The organism is Bradyrhizobium sp. ARR65, from assembly GCF_000472385.1.
Classification (GTDB): Bacteria; Pseudomonadota; Alphaproteobacteria; order Rhizobiales; family Xanthobacteraceae; genus Bradyrhizobium.
Window position 1 is genome coordinate 43,504 of the sequence record NZ_AWZU01000007.1, and the last position, 14,627, is coordinate 58,130.

At 61.9% G+C, this 14,627-nt stretch carries 20 protein-coding genes and 1 pseudogene; 6 read left to right on the forward strand and 15 right to left on the reverse strand.

The window, feature by feature from the left end:
* Positions 1 to 3: 3 nt before the first annotated feature.
* The 4 genes from F758_RS0110415 to F758_RS0110430 all read right to left on the reverse strand — a co-directional run bounded on the left by F758_RS0110415 (position 4) and on the right by F758_RS0110430 (position 3,454).
* Positions 4 to 732: a gluconate 2-dehydrogenase subunit 3 family protein gene (locus F758_RS0110415; protein ID WP_035721591.1), complete on the reverse strand. Its 729-nt coding sequence runs from the start codon at positions 730 to 732 to the stop codon at positions 4 to 6.
* 71 nt (positions 733 to 803) lie between these two features.
* A complete protein-coding gene (locus F758_RS0110420; RefSeq protein ID WP_024507823.1) occupies positions 804 to 1,238 on the reverse strand; it encodes a PPC domain-containing DNA-binding protein in 435 nt (144 codons plus the stop codon).
* 80 nt (positions 1,239 to 1,318) lie between these two features.
* Positions 1,319 to 2,668, reverse strand: a complete 1,350-nt coding sequence (locus tag F758_RS0110425) for a sensor histidine kinase (protein ID WP_024507824.1) — start codon at positions 2,666 to 2,668, stop codon at positions 1,319 to 1,321.
* A 48-nt stretch (positions 2,669 to 2,716) separates the two neighbouring features.
* Positions 2,717 to 3,454 carry a Crp/Fnr family transcriptional regulator gene (locus tag F758_RS0110430; protein ID WP_024507825.1) on the reverse strand — a complete coding sequence of 246 codons (738 nt, stop codon included), beginning with the start codon at positions 3,452 to 3,454 and terminating at the stop codon, positions 2,717 to 2,719.
* Positions 3,455 to 3,616: 162 nt separating this feature from the next.
* On the opposite strand from F758_RS0110430, the gene F758_RS51655 reads away from it, so the two are divergent.
* Entirely contained in the window at positions 3,617 to 4,315 is a 699-nt protein-coding gene (locus F758_RS51655; protein ID WP_245286452.1) for a response regulator, read from the forward strand.
* A gap of 326 nt (positions 4,316 to 4,641) precedes the next feature.
* On the opposite strand, the gene F758_RS0110450 is transcribed toward F758_RS51655, so the two are convergent.
* Complete coding sequence (locus F758_RS0110450) at positions 4,642 to 5,004, reverse strand: PRC-barrel domain-containing protein (RefSeq protein WP_157449943.1); 363 nt, start codon at positions 5,002 to 5,004, stop codon at positions 4,642 to 4,644.
* Positions 5,005 to 5,154: 150 nt separating this feature from the next.
* Between F758_RS0110450 and F758_RS43540 the strand changes: the two genes are divergently transcribed.
* Positions 5,155 to 5,421 carry a hypothetical protein gene (locus F758_RS43540; protein ID WP_024507827.1) on the forward strand — a complete coding sequence of 89 codons (267 nt, stop codon included), beginning with the start codon at positions 5,155 to 5,157 and terminating at the stop codon, positions 5,419 to 5,421.
* A 5-nt stretch (positions 5,422 to 5,426) separates the two neighbouring features.
* Here F758_RS43540 and F758_RS0110460 read toward each other — a convergent pair whose 3' ends face one another.
* Both F758_RS0110460 and F758_RS0110465 read right to left on the reverse strand, forming a co-directional pair.
* Positions 5,427 to 5,630, reverse strand: a complete 204-nt coding sequence (locus F758_RS0110460; protein WP_024507828.1) for a hypothetical protein — start codon at positions 5,628 to 5,630, stop codon at positions 5,427 to 5,429.
* Positions 5,631 to 5,650: 20 nt separating this feature from the next.
* Complete coding sequence (locus F758_RS0110465; protein WP_024507829.1) at positions 5,651 to 5,869, reverse strand: DUF6894 family protein; 219 nt, start codon at positions 5,867 to 5,869, stop codon at positions 5,651 to 5,653.
* Between the two features lie 767 nt (positions 5,870 to 6,636).
* On the opposite strand from F758_RS0110465, the gene F758_RS0110475 reads away from it, so the two are divergent.
* Positions 6,637 to 7,635 (forward strand): SDR family oxidoreductase, encoded by a 999-nt coding sequence (locus F758_RS0110475; protein WP_024507831.1) that lies wholly within the window; start codon positions 6,637 to 6,639, stop codon positions 7,633 to 7,635.
* Between the two features lie 3 nt (positions 7,636 to 7,638).
* Here F758_RS0110475 and F758_RS43545 read toward each other — a convergent pair.
* The 4 genes and pseudogenes from F758_RS43545 to F758_RS51660 all read right to left on the reverse strand — a co-directional run bounded on the left by F758_RS43545 (position 7,639) and on the right by F758_RS51660 (position 9,760).
* A pseudogene (locus F758_RS43545) lies at positions 7,639 to 8,716 on the reverse strand (flavodoxin family protein).
* A 46-nt stretch (positions 8,717 to 8,762) separates the two neighbouring features.
* Positions 8,763 to 9,308 (reverse strand): DUF4142 domain-containing protein, encoded by a 546-nt coding sequence (locus tag F758_RS0110490; RefSeq protein WP_024507834.1) that lies wholly within the window; start codon positions 9,306 to 9,308, stop codon positions 8,763 to 8,765.
* Between the two features lie 132 nt (positions 9,309 to 9,440).
* Complete coding sequence (locus F758_RS52745) at positions 9,441 to 9,575, reverse strand: hypothetical protein (protein WP_283805851.1); 135 nt, start codon at positions 9,573 to 9,575, stop codon at positions 9,441 to 9,443.
* Entirely contained in the window at positions 9,572 to 9,760 is a 189-nt protein-coding gene (locus tag F758_RS51660) for a hypothetical protein (RefSeq protein WP_024507835.1), read from the reverse strand. The genes F758_RS52745 and F758_RS51660 overlap by 4 nt, the downstream gene beginning before the upstream one ends.
* Before the next feature lie 95 nt (positions 9,761 to 9,855).
* On the opposite strand from F758_RS51660, the gene F758_RS0110505 reads away from it, so the two are divergent.
* The gene (locus F758_RS0110505) at positions 9,856 to 10,383 is read left to right on the forward strand and encodes a DUF4142 domain-containing protein (protein WP_035721652.1); all 528 of its coding nucleotides are present in this window, start codon (positions 9,856 to 9,858) and stop codon (positions 10,381 to 10,383) included.
* 87 nt (positions 10,384 to 10,470) lie between these two features.
* Here F758_RS0110505 and F758_RS0110510 read toward each other — a convergent pair whose 3' ends face one another.
* On the reverse strand, positions 10,471 to 10,773 hold the full coding sequence (locus tag F758_RS0110510) for a hypothetical protein (protein ID WP_024507837.1): 303 nt from the start codon (positions 10,771 to 10,773) through the stop codon (positions 10,471 to 10,473).
* Positions 10,774 to 10,969: 196 nt separating this feature from the next.
* On the opposite strand from F758_RS0110510, the gene fdhD reads away from it, so the two are divergent.
* Positions 10,970 to 11,740 (forward strand): formate dehydrogenase accessory sulfurtransferase FdhD, encoded by a 771-nt coding sequence (gene fdhD / locus F758_RS43550; RefSeq protein ID WP_035721655.1) that lies wholly within the window; start codon positions 10,970 to 10,972, stop codon positions 11,738 to 11,740.
* A gap of 36 nt (positions 11,741 to 11,776) precedes the next feature.
* Positions 11,777 to 12,484 carry an MgtC/SapB family protein gene (locus F758_RS0110520; protein WP_024507839.1) on the forward strand — a complete coding sequence of 236 codons (708 nt, stop codon included), beginning with the start codon at positions 11,777 to 11,779 and terminating at the stop codon, positions 12,482 to 12,484.
* A 9-nt stretch (positions 12,485 to 12,493) separates the two neighbouring features.
* On the opposite strand, the gene F758_RS50770 is transcribed toward F758_RS0110520, so the two are convergent.
* From F758_RS50770 to F758_RS0110540, 3 genes are all read right to left on the reverse strand, one after another.
* Complete coding sequence (locus F758_RS50770; protein WP_198026453.1) at positions 12,494 to 12,652, reverse strand: hypothetical protein; 159 nt, start codon at positions 12,650 to 12,652, stop codon at positions 12,494 to 12,496.
* Between the two features lie 727 nt (positions 12,653 to 13,379).
* The gene (locus F758_RS0110535) at positions 13,380 to 13,586 is read right to left on the reverse strand and encodes a hypothetical protein (protein ID WP_024507841.1); all 207 of its coding nucleotides are present in this window, start codon (positions 13,584 to 13,586) and stop codon (positions 13,380 to 13,382) included.
* Between the two features lie 72 nt (positions 13,587 to 13,658).
* Positions 13,659 to 14,594 (reverse strand): NADP-dependent oxidoreductase, encoded by a 936-nt coding sequence (locus F758_RS0110540; RefSeq protein WP_024507842.1) that lies wholly within the window; start codon positions 14,592 to 14,594, stop codon positions 13,659 to 13,661.
* Between the last annotated feature and the right edge of the window lie 33 nt (positions 14,595 to 14,627).

Sequence of the window (14,627 nt, forward strand, 5' to 3'; positions counted from 1 at the left end):
CATTCAGCCTTTGCGTGGGGTCCAGTCGCTTCGCCCGCCGATGCCGACAGGCGGGTAAGGATAACGCTCGTTGTGACGGTTGACCCAATCACGGTAGTCGTAACGAATTCCCGGAAATCCAATCATCTTCCAGCCGGCCATGTCGCGATTGCCGCCGTGGATCGGATCGGAGAAAAACCCTTCAGGAACATTTTGCAGAAGCGCGCTGAAGAAGCCCTCGGCATCGACCTCGTCGAACTTGATCTTGCCGGCTTCGATTTGCTTCAGGACATCATCCTGCTCGTCGGTGGAAAGGTCCGCAAATGCCTTGCCGCCGCGGTTGACCTTGCAATATGTGTCGAGCGCGGCCAATCCCTTGCGGTACAGCTCAGCGGGCGTCAGCGACGACTGCGGGCCCTGCTCCTTCGTACCCTTGATGAAGGGGCCGAGCATGTAGAGGCCTTCGGACGATCCGTACGGTCCCTTCAATTGCCGGTCGATGAAGACCGCACAGCCCGCGTCTTTTCCGCCTGGTGTCTCCGGATCGGGCGGAATGATGCGATCGACGATCGCTTCCATCGTCCTCGCCTCGTCCGCGGTAAAGAATTGCCATGGACCCGGTCGTTCCATTTGCGGCGCCGACGACGGGAAGGGGTCCCAAGGCATGTCGTTACGGATGACGGTCGCGCGCGTCAGCGACGTTCCGGCAAGCCAAATCGCTGTCGAGAGCAGGAATTTGCGGCGATGGATCATGTAGCGGCCCAATGACCCGCCAACGCGAGGCAACGTACAATGGTTCCTACGGCCCCAATGCGCCCCGATCTCTATATGTTGATTAAAGCGATGCCGAGATCGGCACGCTTCTTGCGGCGCAGATATTGCACAGTTTCCCTGATGGTAACTTCAAGCGTCGGCCGCACCATGCCCGATATCAAATGGCCGCCTCGGACGCGGCCGTCGCGCAATCCCAGCACGGCATGAAGATGCAGGCTTGCGTTGCCGTCATCACCTTCGGCGACATCACCCAGGAGACTGAGAACCTCGCATTGCTCGTCGACGGCGATCGGCCTATAGGTCCTGGCTTCGAGATCGAACCATCCGAGGTCGGCCTGCTCAAACGCTCCGATTGCCGCGACGGACGCGCCCGTGATGCGCTCCTTGTTCGCGAAATCCGCAATGGCCTTGAGTGCTTCCTCGCCCTGGTCAAGGATCAGGACAAATACCCGTTCGGGCCCCTCAACAACGGATTGAGCGCGCATCTTGGAAATCCCAATGGCGAAATTGACCGATAGTAACGAAGGCACGGTCGCGCCGTTCCTACCAAGTGCGAGGCGGAAGATCATGTCGATTTGTTTCGCCGCAGCGGAAACGCAATCTCGCAGTGGTAGCCGCTCGGCTCGAAGGCCTGTGTCACCTCGGCGCCGAGATCGTATTGCAACATTTGCTGCAGCAGGATCGAACCGAACCCTTCTCGTGCCTGTTTCACGGGCCGGCCTGCCATTCCACTCTCCTTCCAGTGCAGGCACAGCCACTCGCTATCGGCCCGCTGCTGCGTCCACCAAGTGACCTCGATGCGTCCGCGCTGGGCGGTAAAGGCGCCGTGCTTGACCGCGTTGGTTGCGAGTTCGTGGATCGCCAGCCCAATGTTCTCGGCGGCCTTGGGATTTAAGTACACCTGAGGCCCGCTCAGCTCGAATTGCTCGCCCTCGCGGGCCGCGCATGCACACAACTCGTCAGAGAGCAACGCAGCGAGGTCGAAGCCGGCAAGCGGATCGCGGGCGACCGCGAGCTGGACGCGCGATATCGCGCCGATTCGTCCATCCAGATGATTGGCGAAATCCTCGATCGTCTCGCTGGTTTCCGCCGTGCGCCGAACGACGGATCGAATCACGGCCAACGTATTGCGCATCCGGTGCTGCAATTCGCTCAAGAGCCGCGCGCTCTGATCTTCATCGACCTTGGTCGGCGCGACTTTGGGGCTATTGCTGCTGATGCGCCGTATTGTTTCCTGCGCGCGTTGGGCTTCGTTCGCGTCCGGCATCAGGGCCGCGAGTTCGGGGTGTTCGCGCATCAAGGCCGTAACGTCGGGCTCGTAGCCGAGATCGGGGTGCGTTTCGGTCCAATAATGGGCCATGCGAATGAAGGCGAGCAGCACGGTGACCAGTTCGAGCTTGGTGTCGCCCCAGGCGTTGCGAATGGCGAGCCGGGCCCGCTCGGACTGGCGGGGCGCAACGAACAAGACGCTCGCCGCGTCGAACAGATCAGCTTCCATCTGCGAGCGCGGAGCGGGACTTTCCGCGGGCTGACGCAGTGCTTCCAAGCGCGCCAGTGCCCGGTCGAGTGTTCCGGCATTCGGCAGGGGACGGGCCAAGAGCTCGCCGGCCTCTTGAATGGTCTCCGGGGTCGCCCTTGCGTCGCCTGCGGGTCGCCCCCTCCCCAGCAGAAAGCCGACGTGCCGCGCGAGGCAGTAAGGCGCTCCGCAGAAGCGGGAGAGATAGACGAATAGACGCTCCTTCAGCAGCGACGGCAAAGGATTGTCGAGATAGGCGGATTTGCCAAAGGTCCAGATCTCTTCGATCAAACCGGGCGCTGCAGGCGCGGAACGGAAAAGATTCGGCAGCAGGCCAAAGCGGTCGGCGATTTCACGTTCGAACGCCGCTCTGCCAACGGTCTCGCCGTCTACCATCATCGGCCGTTCTTCCTCGGCGGCTCCATGCCCGGTCGCACCGAGGCGCCATCAGTCGTTAGCATCAAGCTGGCGTCCCTCGCGCTCCAGATGCAGGTAGTTGGCGTTGAACAGGCCCGCATTCATCAGCCGCTCCAGGTTGGGCACGACCAGCGTCTTTCCCTTGAGCACAATGAGGCCGGCCGAGCGTAGTTCCTGCAGCGTGCGATTGACATGCACCTTCGAAAGCCCGGTGGCATCGGCGAGATCTGCCTGGGTCAGAGGAAACTCGCAACTGTCGTCGCGCGTGAGCCCGGCCACCCTCAGGCGAAAGAACAGCTCGCATAGCAGATGCGCCATCCGCTCGGACGCGGTGCGCTGGCCGAGATTCATGGTCCACTCACGTTGGATTGCCGCGTTGACCAGGCTCGCCCACCACAGCGCGGCGATGATGCGCGGATAGCGCGTGCTGATCTCGTCAAAGAACTCGCGCGACAGGTCAGCAATGTTAACGGACGTTATGGTGCCGATCGAGTGATCCATTTCCCGCAGGATGAAAATGTTGAGATCGCAAAGATCGCCCGGCAGGAAGAAGGAGACCACCTGCCGGCGTCCGTCCTCGAGCTGCTTGTAGCGGCAGGCCCATCCCGAAAGAACCAAATGAACGTCCTTCGGCCTGTCTCCCTCCCGCGCGATGTCCGCGCGCGGCCCGAACTTGCGGACGCGCTCGGAGCCTGCGCGCTCGAGGATGGCGCGATCGGCCCCGGAGAGCCGCGCGAAATGTTCCAGTTTTCGAATAAGTGAACTCAAGGGTTCGTCTCCCCAAGGGCTAATCCAGCGCGCGGGGAACCAAATTCAATAACCTATGTTAGTCCTCCGAAATTGAAGTTCCCTGGTCCTATCAATTTCGTGGTTGGATCTTGCATGGACAATGCAACTGAAGGCGTGCTCGCCGGACGACGGGTCCTCGTCGTGGAGGACGAGTATTTCCTCGCCGATGATCTTAAGCGGCTGCTGGTCCAAGAGCGCGCACACGTTCTTGGACCCGTACCCACGTTGGCCCACGGGCTTTGCACGATCGAGGCGGAGCCGCAAATCGATTGCGCCGTCCTCGACATTGGTCTCGGCGGAGAGAACGTGTTCGCGATCTGCAGCGCGCTGGCCGAACGAGACATCCCTTTCCTCTTTGCCACCGGCTTCGGGCGTGCGCACATTCCCAGCGAGTTTGAAAATATCTTGCGGCTGGAGAAACCGATTGAGCCGACAGGATTGCGCTGCGCGCACTGGTCCGGCCCTCGCAAGCCTGAGCCGCGGCTTTCCCCCAGTTCCCTCTCGCCGTGGATTTCTGCGTCCGGAACGAAAGCACGTCTCTCGTGTTGGCCAGCGGGCAATGATCAGGAGAAGGAGGACAAAATGAAGCTGGTAGGCAAGACCCTTGCAAGCGCGGTAACCGTTGCGGGGTTGTTGGCCATCTCGAGTGTGAGCGCGTCCGCCGCGATCGTCTGCAGCGGCAACGTGTGCTGGCACACGCAGGAAACCTATCGCTATCCGCCGGAGGCGAGGGTCATCATCCATGATGACGACTGGCGGTGGGGCCCCAACGAGCATTACGTCTTCCGCGAGCATGAGGGGCGCGGCTATTGGCGTGGCGATAGTTGGGAATCCTGGTAAAGCTCCTTACGCGAAAGCCTTCGAGGAGGCCGCCCATCGGCGGCTTTTTCGTTCACGAGCACACACTGACGGCTCCGGCGTGAAGCGCCGGAGCCGTCGTCTTTGGATGCAACCGGCGTTCCGGGAGGATGAAGCCGGTTGCGCAAAAATGACGTTGCGCGGCGGCGATCGTTCCTAGCGGCGCCCGTTGTCCGTCGTTGACCTTTGTGAGCGACCTCTTGTCCATCGTGCGGGTCTGAAAGCCGACGAGACAATCGCGATGAGCGCTCGCGAAAAGGCGCGTCGCGAATCTCGCACCGCTGATACGCCAGCTCGCAGATCCGCCATCACGCGACGGGTACGCCGTAATAGGCGTTGAGCGCCCTGTTCCTGGCGACGTCGCTCCAGTTCCACTCGCTGCCCTCGCTATACTTCGGCGCGCCGCGCAACTGCTGCTCGGTGATGCCGGTGACATAGCCGCCAAGCCGCGTATCGTATTTGAGCGACTGCCATGGCAGCGGATAATGGTCATTTCCAAGCCCCAGAAAACCGCCGAAGCCGAGCACCGCGTAGGATACCCTCCCGCTGACCTTGTCGATCATCACTCGTTCGATCGCGCCGATCCTGCTGTCATCGGCGCCGTACACGGCAGTCCCCTCGACCTTGTCGCTGCCGATCAGATTGCCGGTTTCGCGTTCGTCGATAGTCATTGCAGCCTCCATGCAAGTCATTGATTCGTGCAACGAGGCGCGGTGCCGCCGGTTCCGGGCGGCTTTCACGATCATCGCATGAATTTAGGAACCAATGCTTGCTGGACGGAGTTCGCGGTTCGCGAGAGATCGCAAATCCGGGAAACTGTCATGTCCGCCTGGTTCAACGACCACGACGCTCCGCTTCTGGTGGAGGACGCGGTCCAGATCGCCTTCAACTTCCTCGCGCGTTCCGGCGAAATCGACGATCCCGCCGAGACGGTCGGATTCCTGGCGGACAAAGTCCAATTCATGATCAGCCAGGGCCAGCGCAACAAGCTCGCATTGGCCAACCGCGCCATTGCCGCTTTTCAACGCTACCGCCAAGCTCGCACCACAGAATTATCACTGCTGTTCGGTCAGGGTGGCCTGCCCTGATACGCTCAGCCCGTCGGGGCATCTCCGCTTTCGTCCGCCGTCATGCCGGACCCGGGCGTCTTCTCAGCATCATTCAATTTTGGATCGCGCGTCGCTTCGCGCGAGACCGACTTTTGCGGATTGGCCTTGTGGACCGTCTGCGCGCGCTTCTTGTCGGCCGGCTGTTCTTCCGCCTTGTCGCGGGCAATTCCTTGACCCGAGTTCTTCATCGCTTCGCCTTTTCCTATCCCTAATGAATGATCTCGAGCGGTAATCGAAAGACCTCTTCGCCATCCTCGTTGGTGACGAGAATGAAATAGTGCCGGCCTTTCAACTCGGGCCGCTCGTCCAATATCCGCCGCGCGATGTCATCCGCGGAGTCCAGCGCCTCGATGTCGTCATGCAGCTCTGCGCCGCCCTCATCCAGGATCGTCTTTGTATTCACGAGATCGAAATGATAGAGCGGCATTCTCTCCTCCTTGGCCCGGCGACGTTCTCTTGGTTGGCCGCTTTGATCGGAACCGCGACATCGCGCCTGAGAGAGAAAGCGGCGCCGGAAGCCCTAAGCTTACGCTGTGCGCCGGCAAACGTTCCCCCGCCTGCCCCTGTCATAAGTTAACGACGGGCACCCTCAGAGGGCCTAGCATGCCCTCAACCAAGCCGGGTACAACCTATGCAAAAAAAGAAGAGAAACAGGTCTCGGCCCACCGAGACTTTCGAAATGCGTCTGGAGAGATACGCCGACAACGCGCGGGAGACCGCACGTCGGATGCCTCCGGGGAAAGAGCGCGACGCGCTGATGAAGAAGGCGGTGCAGGTCGACAACGTACTGGCCGTCACCGAATGGCTGGCGACGCGGAATGATACAAGTTCGAAATAAGGCGAGAAGAACGGGGAGGTGATCGAACACAAGTTTGATCAACTACACTGACCTACATGAGGCTTGCGTTGGATCGCGTTTTACGAAAGCACGGCGAATGGCGAAAGCCACGCGGGGTCCAAGCGTATCGCAAGAGAGATCATCAAATCTGCAGGCAGAGAGCAAGCGGCGCTGAGCAAATTGACCGCCGCCGGCCATCGTACCCCAGCACCACAATCAACAGCGTCCGATAGCGCTCATCCCCCCCCGTGAGCTACATCACGTTTTGGCTCGCAGCAATTTGCCGGAGCTTTACGTGTGCAGCCGAAACGTTCGGCGGCTTCGCCTGTTGATCCCCTCAACAGATGGAGAAGCGAATGGCACGCACCGCGGATCCTTCAATGTCCCGCCGACAGGTCGTCGGCGGCGGCGCGACATTGGCGGCTGCTTCTCTCGCTTCTACAACCGCGAAGGGAGACCAAGGAATGGCCGCCCAGGAACTCAGCAATCCGACGGACAAATACCCGAAGCCGCCGTTCAAGCGACAGTCGCAGCCGTGGCCCGGCCTCGCCAGCCAGATGGATCCGCGCCCCGACCATGGCGAACGCAGCTATCGCGGCTCCGGCCGGCTGGCCGGGCGCAAGGCGCTGATTACCGGCGGCGATTCCGGAATGGGACGCGCCGCCGCGATTGCCTTCGCACGAGAAGGGGCCGACGTCGCAATCAACTATTACCCGACCGAAGAGGCGGATGCCCAGGAAGTGATCGCATTGATCCGCGCCGAAGAGCGCAATGGCCTCGCCATTCCCGGCGACCTCAGGGACGAGAAATTCTGCCAGGAGCTGGTGCGTCGCGCGGTCGACGGGCTCGGCGGCCTCGACATCGTCGTCAGCAATGCCGCACGGCAGCAGGCGCGCGATTCGATCCTCGATCTCACGACCGAGGATTTCGATGCGACGATGAAGACCAACATCTACGCGCCGTTCTGGATCATCAAAGCGGCGCTGCCGCATCTGAAGCCCGGCTCCGTGATCATCGGCACGACCTCCGAGCAGGCCTATGATCCATCACCGGAGCTCTACGATTACGCGCAGACCAAGGCTGCCACGATGAACTACGTCAAGTCCCTCGCCAAGCAGCTCGGCCCTAAGGGTATCCGCGTCAATGGCGTGGCGCCGGGGCCGATCTGGACACCGCTGCAGGTGTCCGGAGGCGCTCCAATGGAGAAGCTGGAAAAATTCGGCGGTCAGACGCCGCTCGGGCGTCCGGGGCAACCCGCCGAGCTTGGCTCAATCTATGTACAGCTCGCGGCGGCCGATGCGAGCTACGCCAATGGCCAAGTCTATGGGTCGGCCGGCGGCTCCGGCCAGCCCTGATCGTCATTTTTGCGCGGGGTCGAGCAGACCCGCGCCCGGATTGTCGAGCTTACCGGCGCGATGCAGTTGCACCGCCCGGCCGAGGGCGCGGGCGACGTTCAGCACTTCCTGCTGGAACACCACATCCTCGTCCAGCGCCTGATGCGACGTCGCATAGGGTTGCATGTAGCCGATGTAGCCATCGAGTTCGGCCATGCGGCCCGCCGAGATCAGTCCCATGTCGGTCAACCAATCGGACAACGATCGACGCAGCGTCTCCGCCCCGACAGCATCGCCGTGGGGCGATGATGCCGAAGTAACGGCCCGCAAGGTGTCGCGGATAGGGCCAGCCCTTCAGCTCCAGCGCCTTCGCCTCCGCGGCATGCTTTCCATGCGTCGAAGAAGGATCCGGGTTACCTCCGTCCGCGCAAACCAGCCGATCCACCATGGATTTCAATCCGGCCGGTGCGTGATACCAGTTCACGGGCGCGACAATCAGGATGCCGTGGGCGGCGACCCAGAGCGGATAGATTTCGTTCATCCAGTCGTCGGTCTGGCCCAGTGAGTAGTTCGGATAGCAACTGCAAGGCCAGTGACACAGCGCCATCGAGGTTGCGACGCAGGACTTGCAGGGATGAATCTGCTTTCCGAACTCGGACGCAAGACGCGACAGATCCAGGATATCCGTCGCAAAACCCATTTCGTTGAACACGGGCTCGGCGAGTTTCACGAGCCGCCACGTCTTCGACATCTCGCCCGGACAAGTGTGCTCGCTGCGCGAGGAGCCGTTGATGAGCAGAATGCGTGGATTTTCGTGCAAGTCATCGTGCCGCCGCTGCGCTGCCAGCACCGCCTCGCGCGCGGCGAGCCAATCCACCGCGATTTCGTAATCCGGGTCGGCAAATCCGGGGCCGGCCTTGCGCGTGACCGGCGCCTTGCGCGAATGGCTGTAGGCGTCCCAGGCCGCAGCAATGATTGCATCAATCTCGCGTTGCAGAGGGCGAAACACCGGGTCGATGAAACGGCGGCGATAACGACGCTCGAATTCCTCACGCGACAGTTTGACGGGCGGCATGCCCTTGCGGACGTCAGGGTCACTCATGCTCTATCGTATCCACGCGCAGGACGACCCGCCGCCTGAACCGCCATCAATCCCGCTTCTTGTTGTCCAGCGCCTCCGCCATTTCGAGATGATGCTGAAGGGTCGGAAGCGTCTTGCCGGCCCAATCCTTGAGCTTGGCATTATCGCCGGATTTCGAGTAGCGCTGGAACAGCGACACCGCGTCCTTGTGCGCGCTCACCTGCATCGAATCATATTCGTTGGCGAAATCCGCAGGCTTGGTGTCGCGCAGCTTGTCGAGCTTCTTCTGGTAGGACGAATCCATCGTACTCGGGATCTGCGCCTTGACGTCGCCGCTGTTGACCAGTCCCTTCAGTTCGGACGTGGTCTTGGTGTGATCGGTGATCATCTGCTGCGCGAATTTCTTTTCGTCGGCGTTGCCCTTATCCTCTGCGATCTTGGCCGTTGCGATTTCGAGCATGTCGCTGTTCGCGACTTCCTTGACGAAATCATCCGTGCTGGGGCTGACACCGAGAACGGAATTGACGCCGGTCTTTTCGCCCACCGATTGGGCGAGACCCGCGGGCACGGCAAGCATCGTGGCAACCGCAGCCGAAATAATTAACTTACGCATTTTGGTCCTCCAGAAGGGATTGTCGCCACCCAATTCTGGAGTCGCGGCCTTAGTTCCTATAGCCTACCGGGTCGCAAAGCGCGCCGCAGCGCAACCACCTGGTATGCGCCGTCAAGGAAAGCTCGCGCCGGGCTAGATCCGCGTGATTGGCGGCGATGCCGACGACGAGGCCATGTGCACCTGCCTAATCGTCGTCACCGCCGCGATGGTCGCGGAAATGCCGAAGGCAATCATGAGGCCTATAAGGGCGCGCCGTACTCCCGTCATGCGGCCTCCTTCGGACCGGGAGGCAGCGGGGGAATCTCCCCGTCCAACCAATCCTGCTCATCTGCCAAGGCCGCCCATGCCTGCGCCATGCGCATATAGCGCCTATATGCCGGCTGGCCTTCCGCGCCTTCCGCAAGCTGCAAGCAGTTCTCGGCGTTCTCTCGGAATATGTCTGACTGTTTCATAGACAAAGAGGTGGTAACGAACCTCGCAACCTCAACCATCTCTTACGCGATCGTAATGCACCCGGAACCTGCGGCGAGGCCTCCGGTTGATCCGCATGTTCAAGATCCCTATCGCGCTTCTTTTCCTTGCCGGCACTACCCAGCTTGCGACAAGCCGCGCCGAGAGTGACGCCACTATTGCGGCAGAAGCGACGCCGGCCGCCGCGGAGGTGATCGGAGAACTCTACGAGTTCGACCGGTTCCAGCAAGACGCGATCGAGAGTGCAGATGCACGCGGCAACCAGGAGATCAGGGCTTTTGCACTTGCACACGCCGATGCCGCGCAGAAGCGTGACAAAGCGCTCACCAAGATTCGGGAACAGGTGAACACCGATCCCGCGTTTGACCGCCAGGCGAGGCCGAGGCGCGCAGACCGATTGACAGCTTTGCAGACCTTCGACGGGCCGGACTACGTTCGCAATTTCTACACGGTCGAGATCGTCGAACACAGGTCCGCGATCGCTCTGCTGCAGCGCTACCTGGCGTCACCCGATAACGAAACCGTTCGTGCGTTCGCGGCCGAACAGCTACCAACGCTTTACGCGGCCCTGGAAGACGCCGAGGCCGGCCTGGGCGACGAATAGTTGCTGGCGCGCGATGATCGTCATCGCATTTGTGTCTGAGCATGATCTGGTCGGGAAGAATCGCTGCGCGCTTCTCCGGATCACCCTCTAACGCCCGACAGCGGGCTTGTTCTGCTTGTCGAGCGGAATCGTCGGGCGATTGCGCGTTTCCGGCATTGTGTCCCTGCCCTGATCGCCATTGGCGTCGCTGCCGCCCGACGTCGAGGTGCCGCTACCGCTCGGGCCCGACTTCGCGGCGCTTCCGGTAGTCGGCGAAGTGCCCGGCGTCGCCGAGCTTGCCGCGGGGTCGCCGGTCACGGAGCCTCGCCCGCTCGGAACCTGCGATTGCGCCAGGGCTAGGCCGCCAACCAGCGTCAGCAACGCGGCGAGTGAGATCGCTGTCGCTCTCATGACGTCTCCTTCGATTGCGTGCGAGGACGCGAATTTTCGGCTGCAGCAGAAACCGGCGATTCGGCGCGAAGTTCCCGCAGCAGACGGAACCTTGCGCGCGCCCGCGCGTCGAATGAGCGTCACAAGGAGAAAAGCATTGCATGGCTCGCAGTTCGCTCAGCGCGACGCGGTAAGGCTGCCGCCGGCGGCGGTCGACATGTCGAGAGTAGATCACCTCCGCAAGGCCGGCGCCCGGACTGTAGCCGAGGAATGTCCGGTTGCCTTTGTCTATCACGGCACGACGACCGCGGTGGTGATGGCGACGCCCGCGAACCTGACCGACCTCGCAATCGGCTTCAGCTTGACCGAGGGCATCATCGCCAGCCCCACCGAGATCCAGGACCTGGACATCGTTCCGCACGCCGACGGCGTTGAGCTGCGCATGTGGCTTGCGACGGAAAGCGAGCGAAAGCTGCAGGCAAGGCGACGACGTCTTGTCGGCCCGACCGGCTGCGGACTTTGCGGCATCGAGAGCCTGAGCGAGGCGGCGCGCCCGATTCCGGTATTGCGTCACGCCGTTACCTTGACCCGGCGCCAGGTCAGCCACGCCGTCGAGACGCTGACGCAGGCGCAGAGCCTCAACATGGCGACGCGAGCGACGCATGCCGCAGGCTTTTACCTGCCCGAGGGCCGGTTGGTCGCGCTGCGCGAAGACGTCGGCCGCCACAATGCGCTCGACAAGCTTGCGGGTGCGCTCGCCACCGACAATCGCGACGGCAGCAGCGGTGCCATCGTCCTGACCAGCCGCGTCTCCGTGGAGATGGTGCAAAAGGCGGCAGCGATCGGGGCCGGCGTGCTGATCGCGATTTCGGCGCCGACCGCGCTTGCGGTGCGAACGGCAAGGGCCTGCGGCATGTCTCTTGTGGGCATTGCGCGCGGCTCCGCGTTCGAGATTTTCAGCCACTCGGAGGCGATCGGAGCGGACTGAGCGCCCGTTGCCGCACCGGTGGTTCTGGATGCTGCGATGAACATACCGCTGCAACCATCGTGGACCGACATTGCAATCCGGCTGGCGCTGACGATGCTGGCGGGAGCGATCATCGGCTTCAACCGCGGCGCGCGCGGTCATGCGGCCGGCTTCCGGACCACGATCCTTGTCGGACTGGCGGCCTCGGTCGCCATGATCCAGGCCAATATTCTGCTATCGGTGAGCGGCAAGACACCGGAGTCCTTTGCGATCATGGATCTGATGCGGCTTCCCTTGGGGATCCTGACCGGCGTCGGCTTCATCGGCGGCGGCGCCATCCTCAAGAGGGGCGACCTGATCACCGGCGTCACGACCGCCGCGACACTGTGGCTGATGACGGTGATTGGGCTCTGCCTCGGCGGCGGACAGTTGCTGCTTGGAACGGCCGCGACAGTGCTTGCGGTGCTCACGCTTTGGATCCTGAAATGGGTGGATGGCACAATTCCGCGCGAGCATCACGCCCGTCTGGTCGTCACTTGCGAAGCGAACTGGAATGTCGTTGAGCAGGTGTCAAATCTGGTCGAACCTATGAAATATCGCGCCCACTTCCTCGGCCAGAAACATCATTCAAATTCGAACCAGACGGATTACGCATTCGAATTGTCGTGGCACCGGCCGGACCGGGCATCTTCGCCACTCGATGTACTGCACGTCCTGGACCGGGACTATCGGATCACGCTGTTTGAGCTCATGACCGACCGCTAACCAGCTCCCTCAATGCGTGTCGGTCTCCTGCCACTTCTCGAGATCGGACTTCCGCACGCTTGTGCTCTGTTCCTTTTCCACCGGCTTCTTCCAAGGCTCATCGGTCTGCTTGAACGAACGCTTGTCGGTCTTTTCCCGGGGATCGTCGGTCGGCTTCTCGCGGCTCATGGCGTTTCCTGGATCAGGTTCACGTGACACCAATCTCACCGGCGCGGGCTGGTTCCTGCCTTCACAGGTTAAAGCAACGCCATTGATTGGTAGACTTGAGGAACCATCTGGCCGACCAAGAGTCTTGATAGTGCTTCCGGCGCCGATCCCCCCTGTCACGTCGGGAGCACTCCGTGTGGAATGGCGGTCTCGGCGTTCGGCCCCTTGAACGCTGGGACCGTCGGCGGAGCTGCTATCGACTCTCCCAGTGAATGATGGGCCCGATCGAGGTGGCTGCGCCTCTTAAAGCCAATTGCGCGGCGCGGCATGCGCCCTTTCCCTTGACGGCCTCACGCGACAATGTCGGCGCACGCAAGCCGCTCCAGGCGCCAATCCGCCTCAGCGGATTCCCGCGAATCGTCCTTACCGCGGCGACTGCAGCCCCGGTGAACTCAACCACCGATTGATGCGAACGGCGGTCTCCGCCTGACTCGCCTTGTTCAACAGCATATCGCGCTCTGGCCCTTGCGGAAGTTTCTCGGCAGCTTGACGCGCGTCATCGGCGGCCTTTTGGAGGCGTTCGTCGAACGAAGCCGTGGGCTTGCGCCGGTTTCTCCTCATCATGGAAGCCTCCTGCTTCGAGACTTCTACGGAGTCTGCGCCACAGGCGGCGCATCGTCGCTAACCTAATTTAGCGCGCTGGTGCAAATAAAGCGACACTTGCTTGGAACGAATTCTGCATCGCGCGCTAAAGCTGCTGGCGGCCTGCCTTATCTTGCTCGCCGCCGGGCACGCTCAAATGCACTTCGTGCCCCTGGCGGATCGCAAGCGAGGCCGCGGCCGCGGCCGATTCGAAAGCCGATTCCTTGGTGGCATATTCGCCCTTGATGTCCCCGTCATGGAGGACGCCCCATTGGTCCCCCACCGCGACGATCGCATATTGAGCAAGACCCATTTTACGATCTCCTTTAATGCCCGCTTAATGCCCGGAAGAAAGAACGTGAAGCGCGCGTCGCTTGTCCGGTTCTCACGAGACGGTCAGCACGACCTTCCCAACTGAATGCCCCTGCTCGACGGAGCCCATGGCGTCTGCCGCGGCATCGAGCGGGAACGTCTTTTGGACATGAGGCTTGACCTTTCCGGCGTTGATGAGCGCGGCGATTTCGGCAAGCTCATCGCCATTGGCTTCCACCGTATAGCGCAGCGCACGCACACCGAGTTCTCCCGCCCTCTCCTGCGAGGGCTCGGTCAAGGTCGAAACCAGCACCCCACCTTTCCTCAGCAACTGCCAGGAACGCTCGCGCGTTTCACCGTCGATCAGATCGAACACCATGTCGAGGTCGGAGGCGACCTCCTCGAAGCGCTGCTTCTTGTAGTCGATGACGACATCGGCGCCGAGACCGCGCGCAAAATCGACGTTGTCGGTTGAGACCGTCGTGAGCACGCGCGCGCCGCGTGCCTTGGCGAACTGCACGGCAAAATGGCCAACCCCGCCCGAACCGCCGTGAATCAGGACAGATTGTCCCGCCTTCAGGCCGCCATGCCGGAACAGTCCCTGCCAAGCGGTCTGCCCCGCCAGCGGAACGCCGGCGGCATACAGATGGTCCAGCCCGGACGGTTTTACCGCAACCGCCCTTTCATCCAACACGACCTGCTGCGCATAGCCGCCGCCATAAACCGGCACCATCCCGAAGACCTCGTCGCCGATCTTGAAGCGGGTCGCCTGGGCGCCGCATTTCGCAATCACGCCAGAGACGTCGCGGCCCGGCGTATATGGCAGACGATCCTCTTGCACGGATGGGTATTTGCCCAGGCGAATCTTGAAATCGACCGGGTTCACGCTGGCCGCGCGCACCACGACCAGGAGCTGGCCTGCATCCGGCTGCGACTGCTCGAGCTCCTCGAGCTGCAGCACATCCTTTGCGCCGAAACGATGAAACCTGACTTTACGGATTTTGCTCATGGGCGCGCCTCCTACGAGGGCAACCCGGCACGG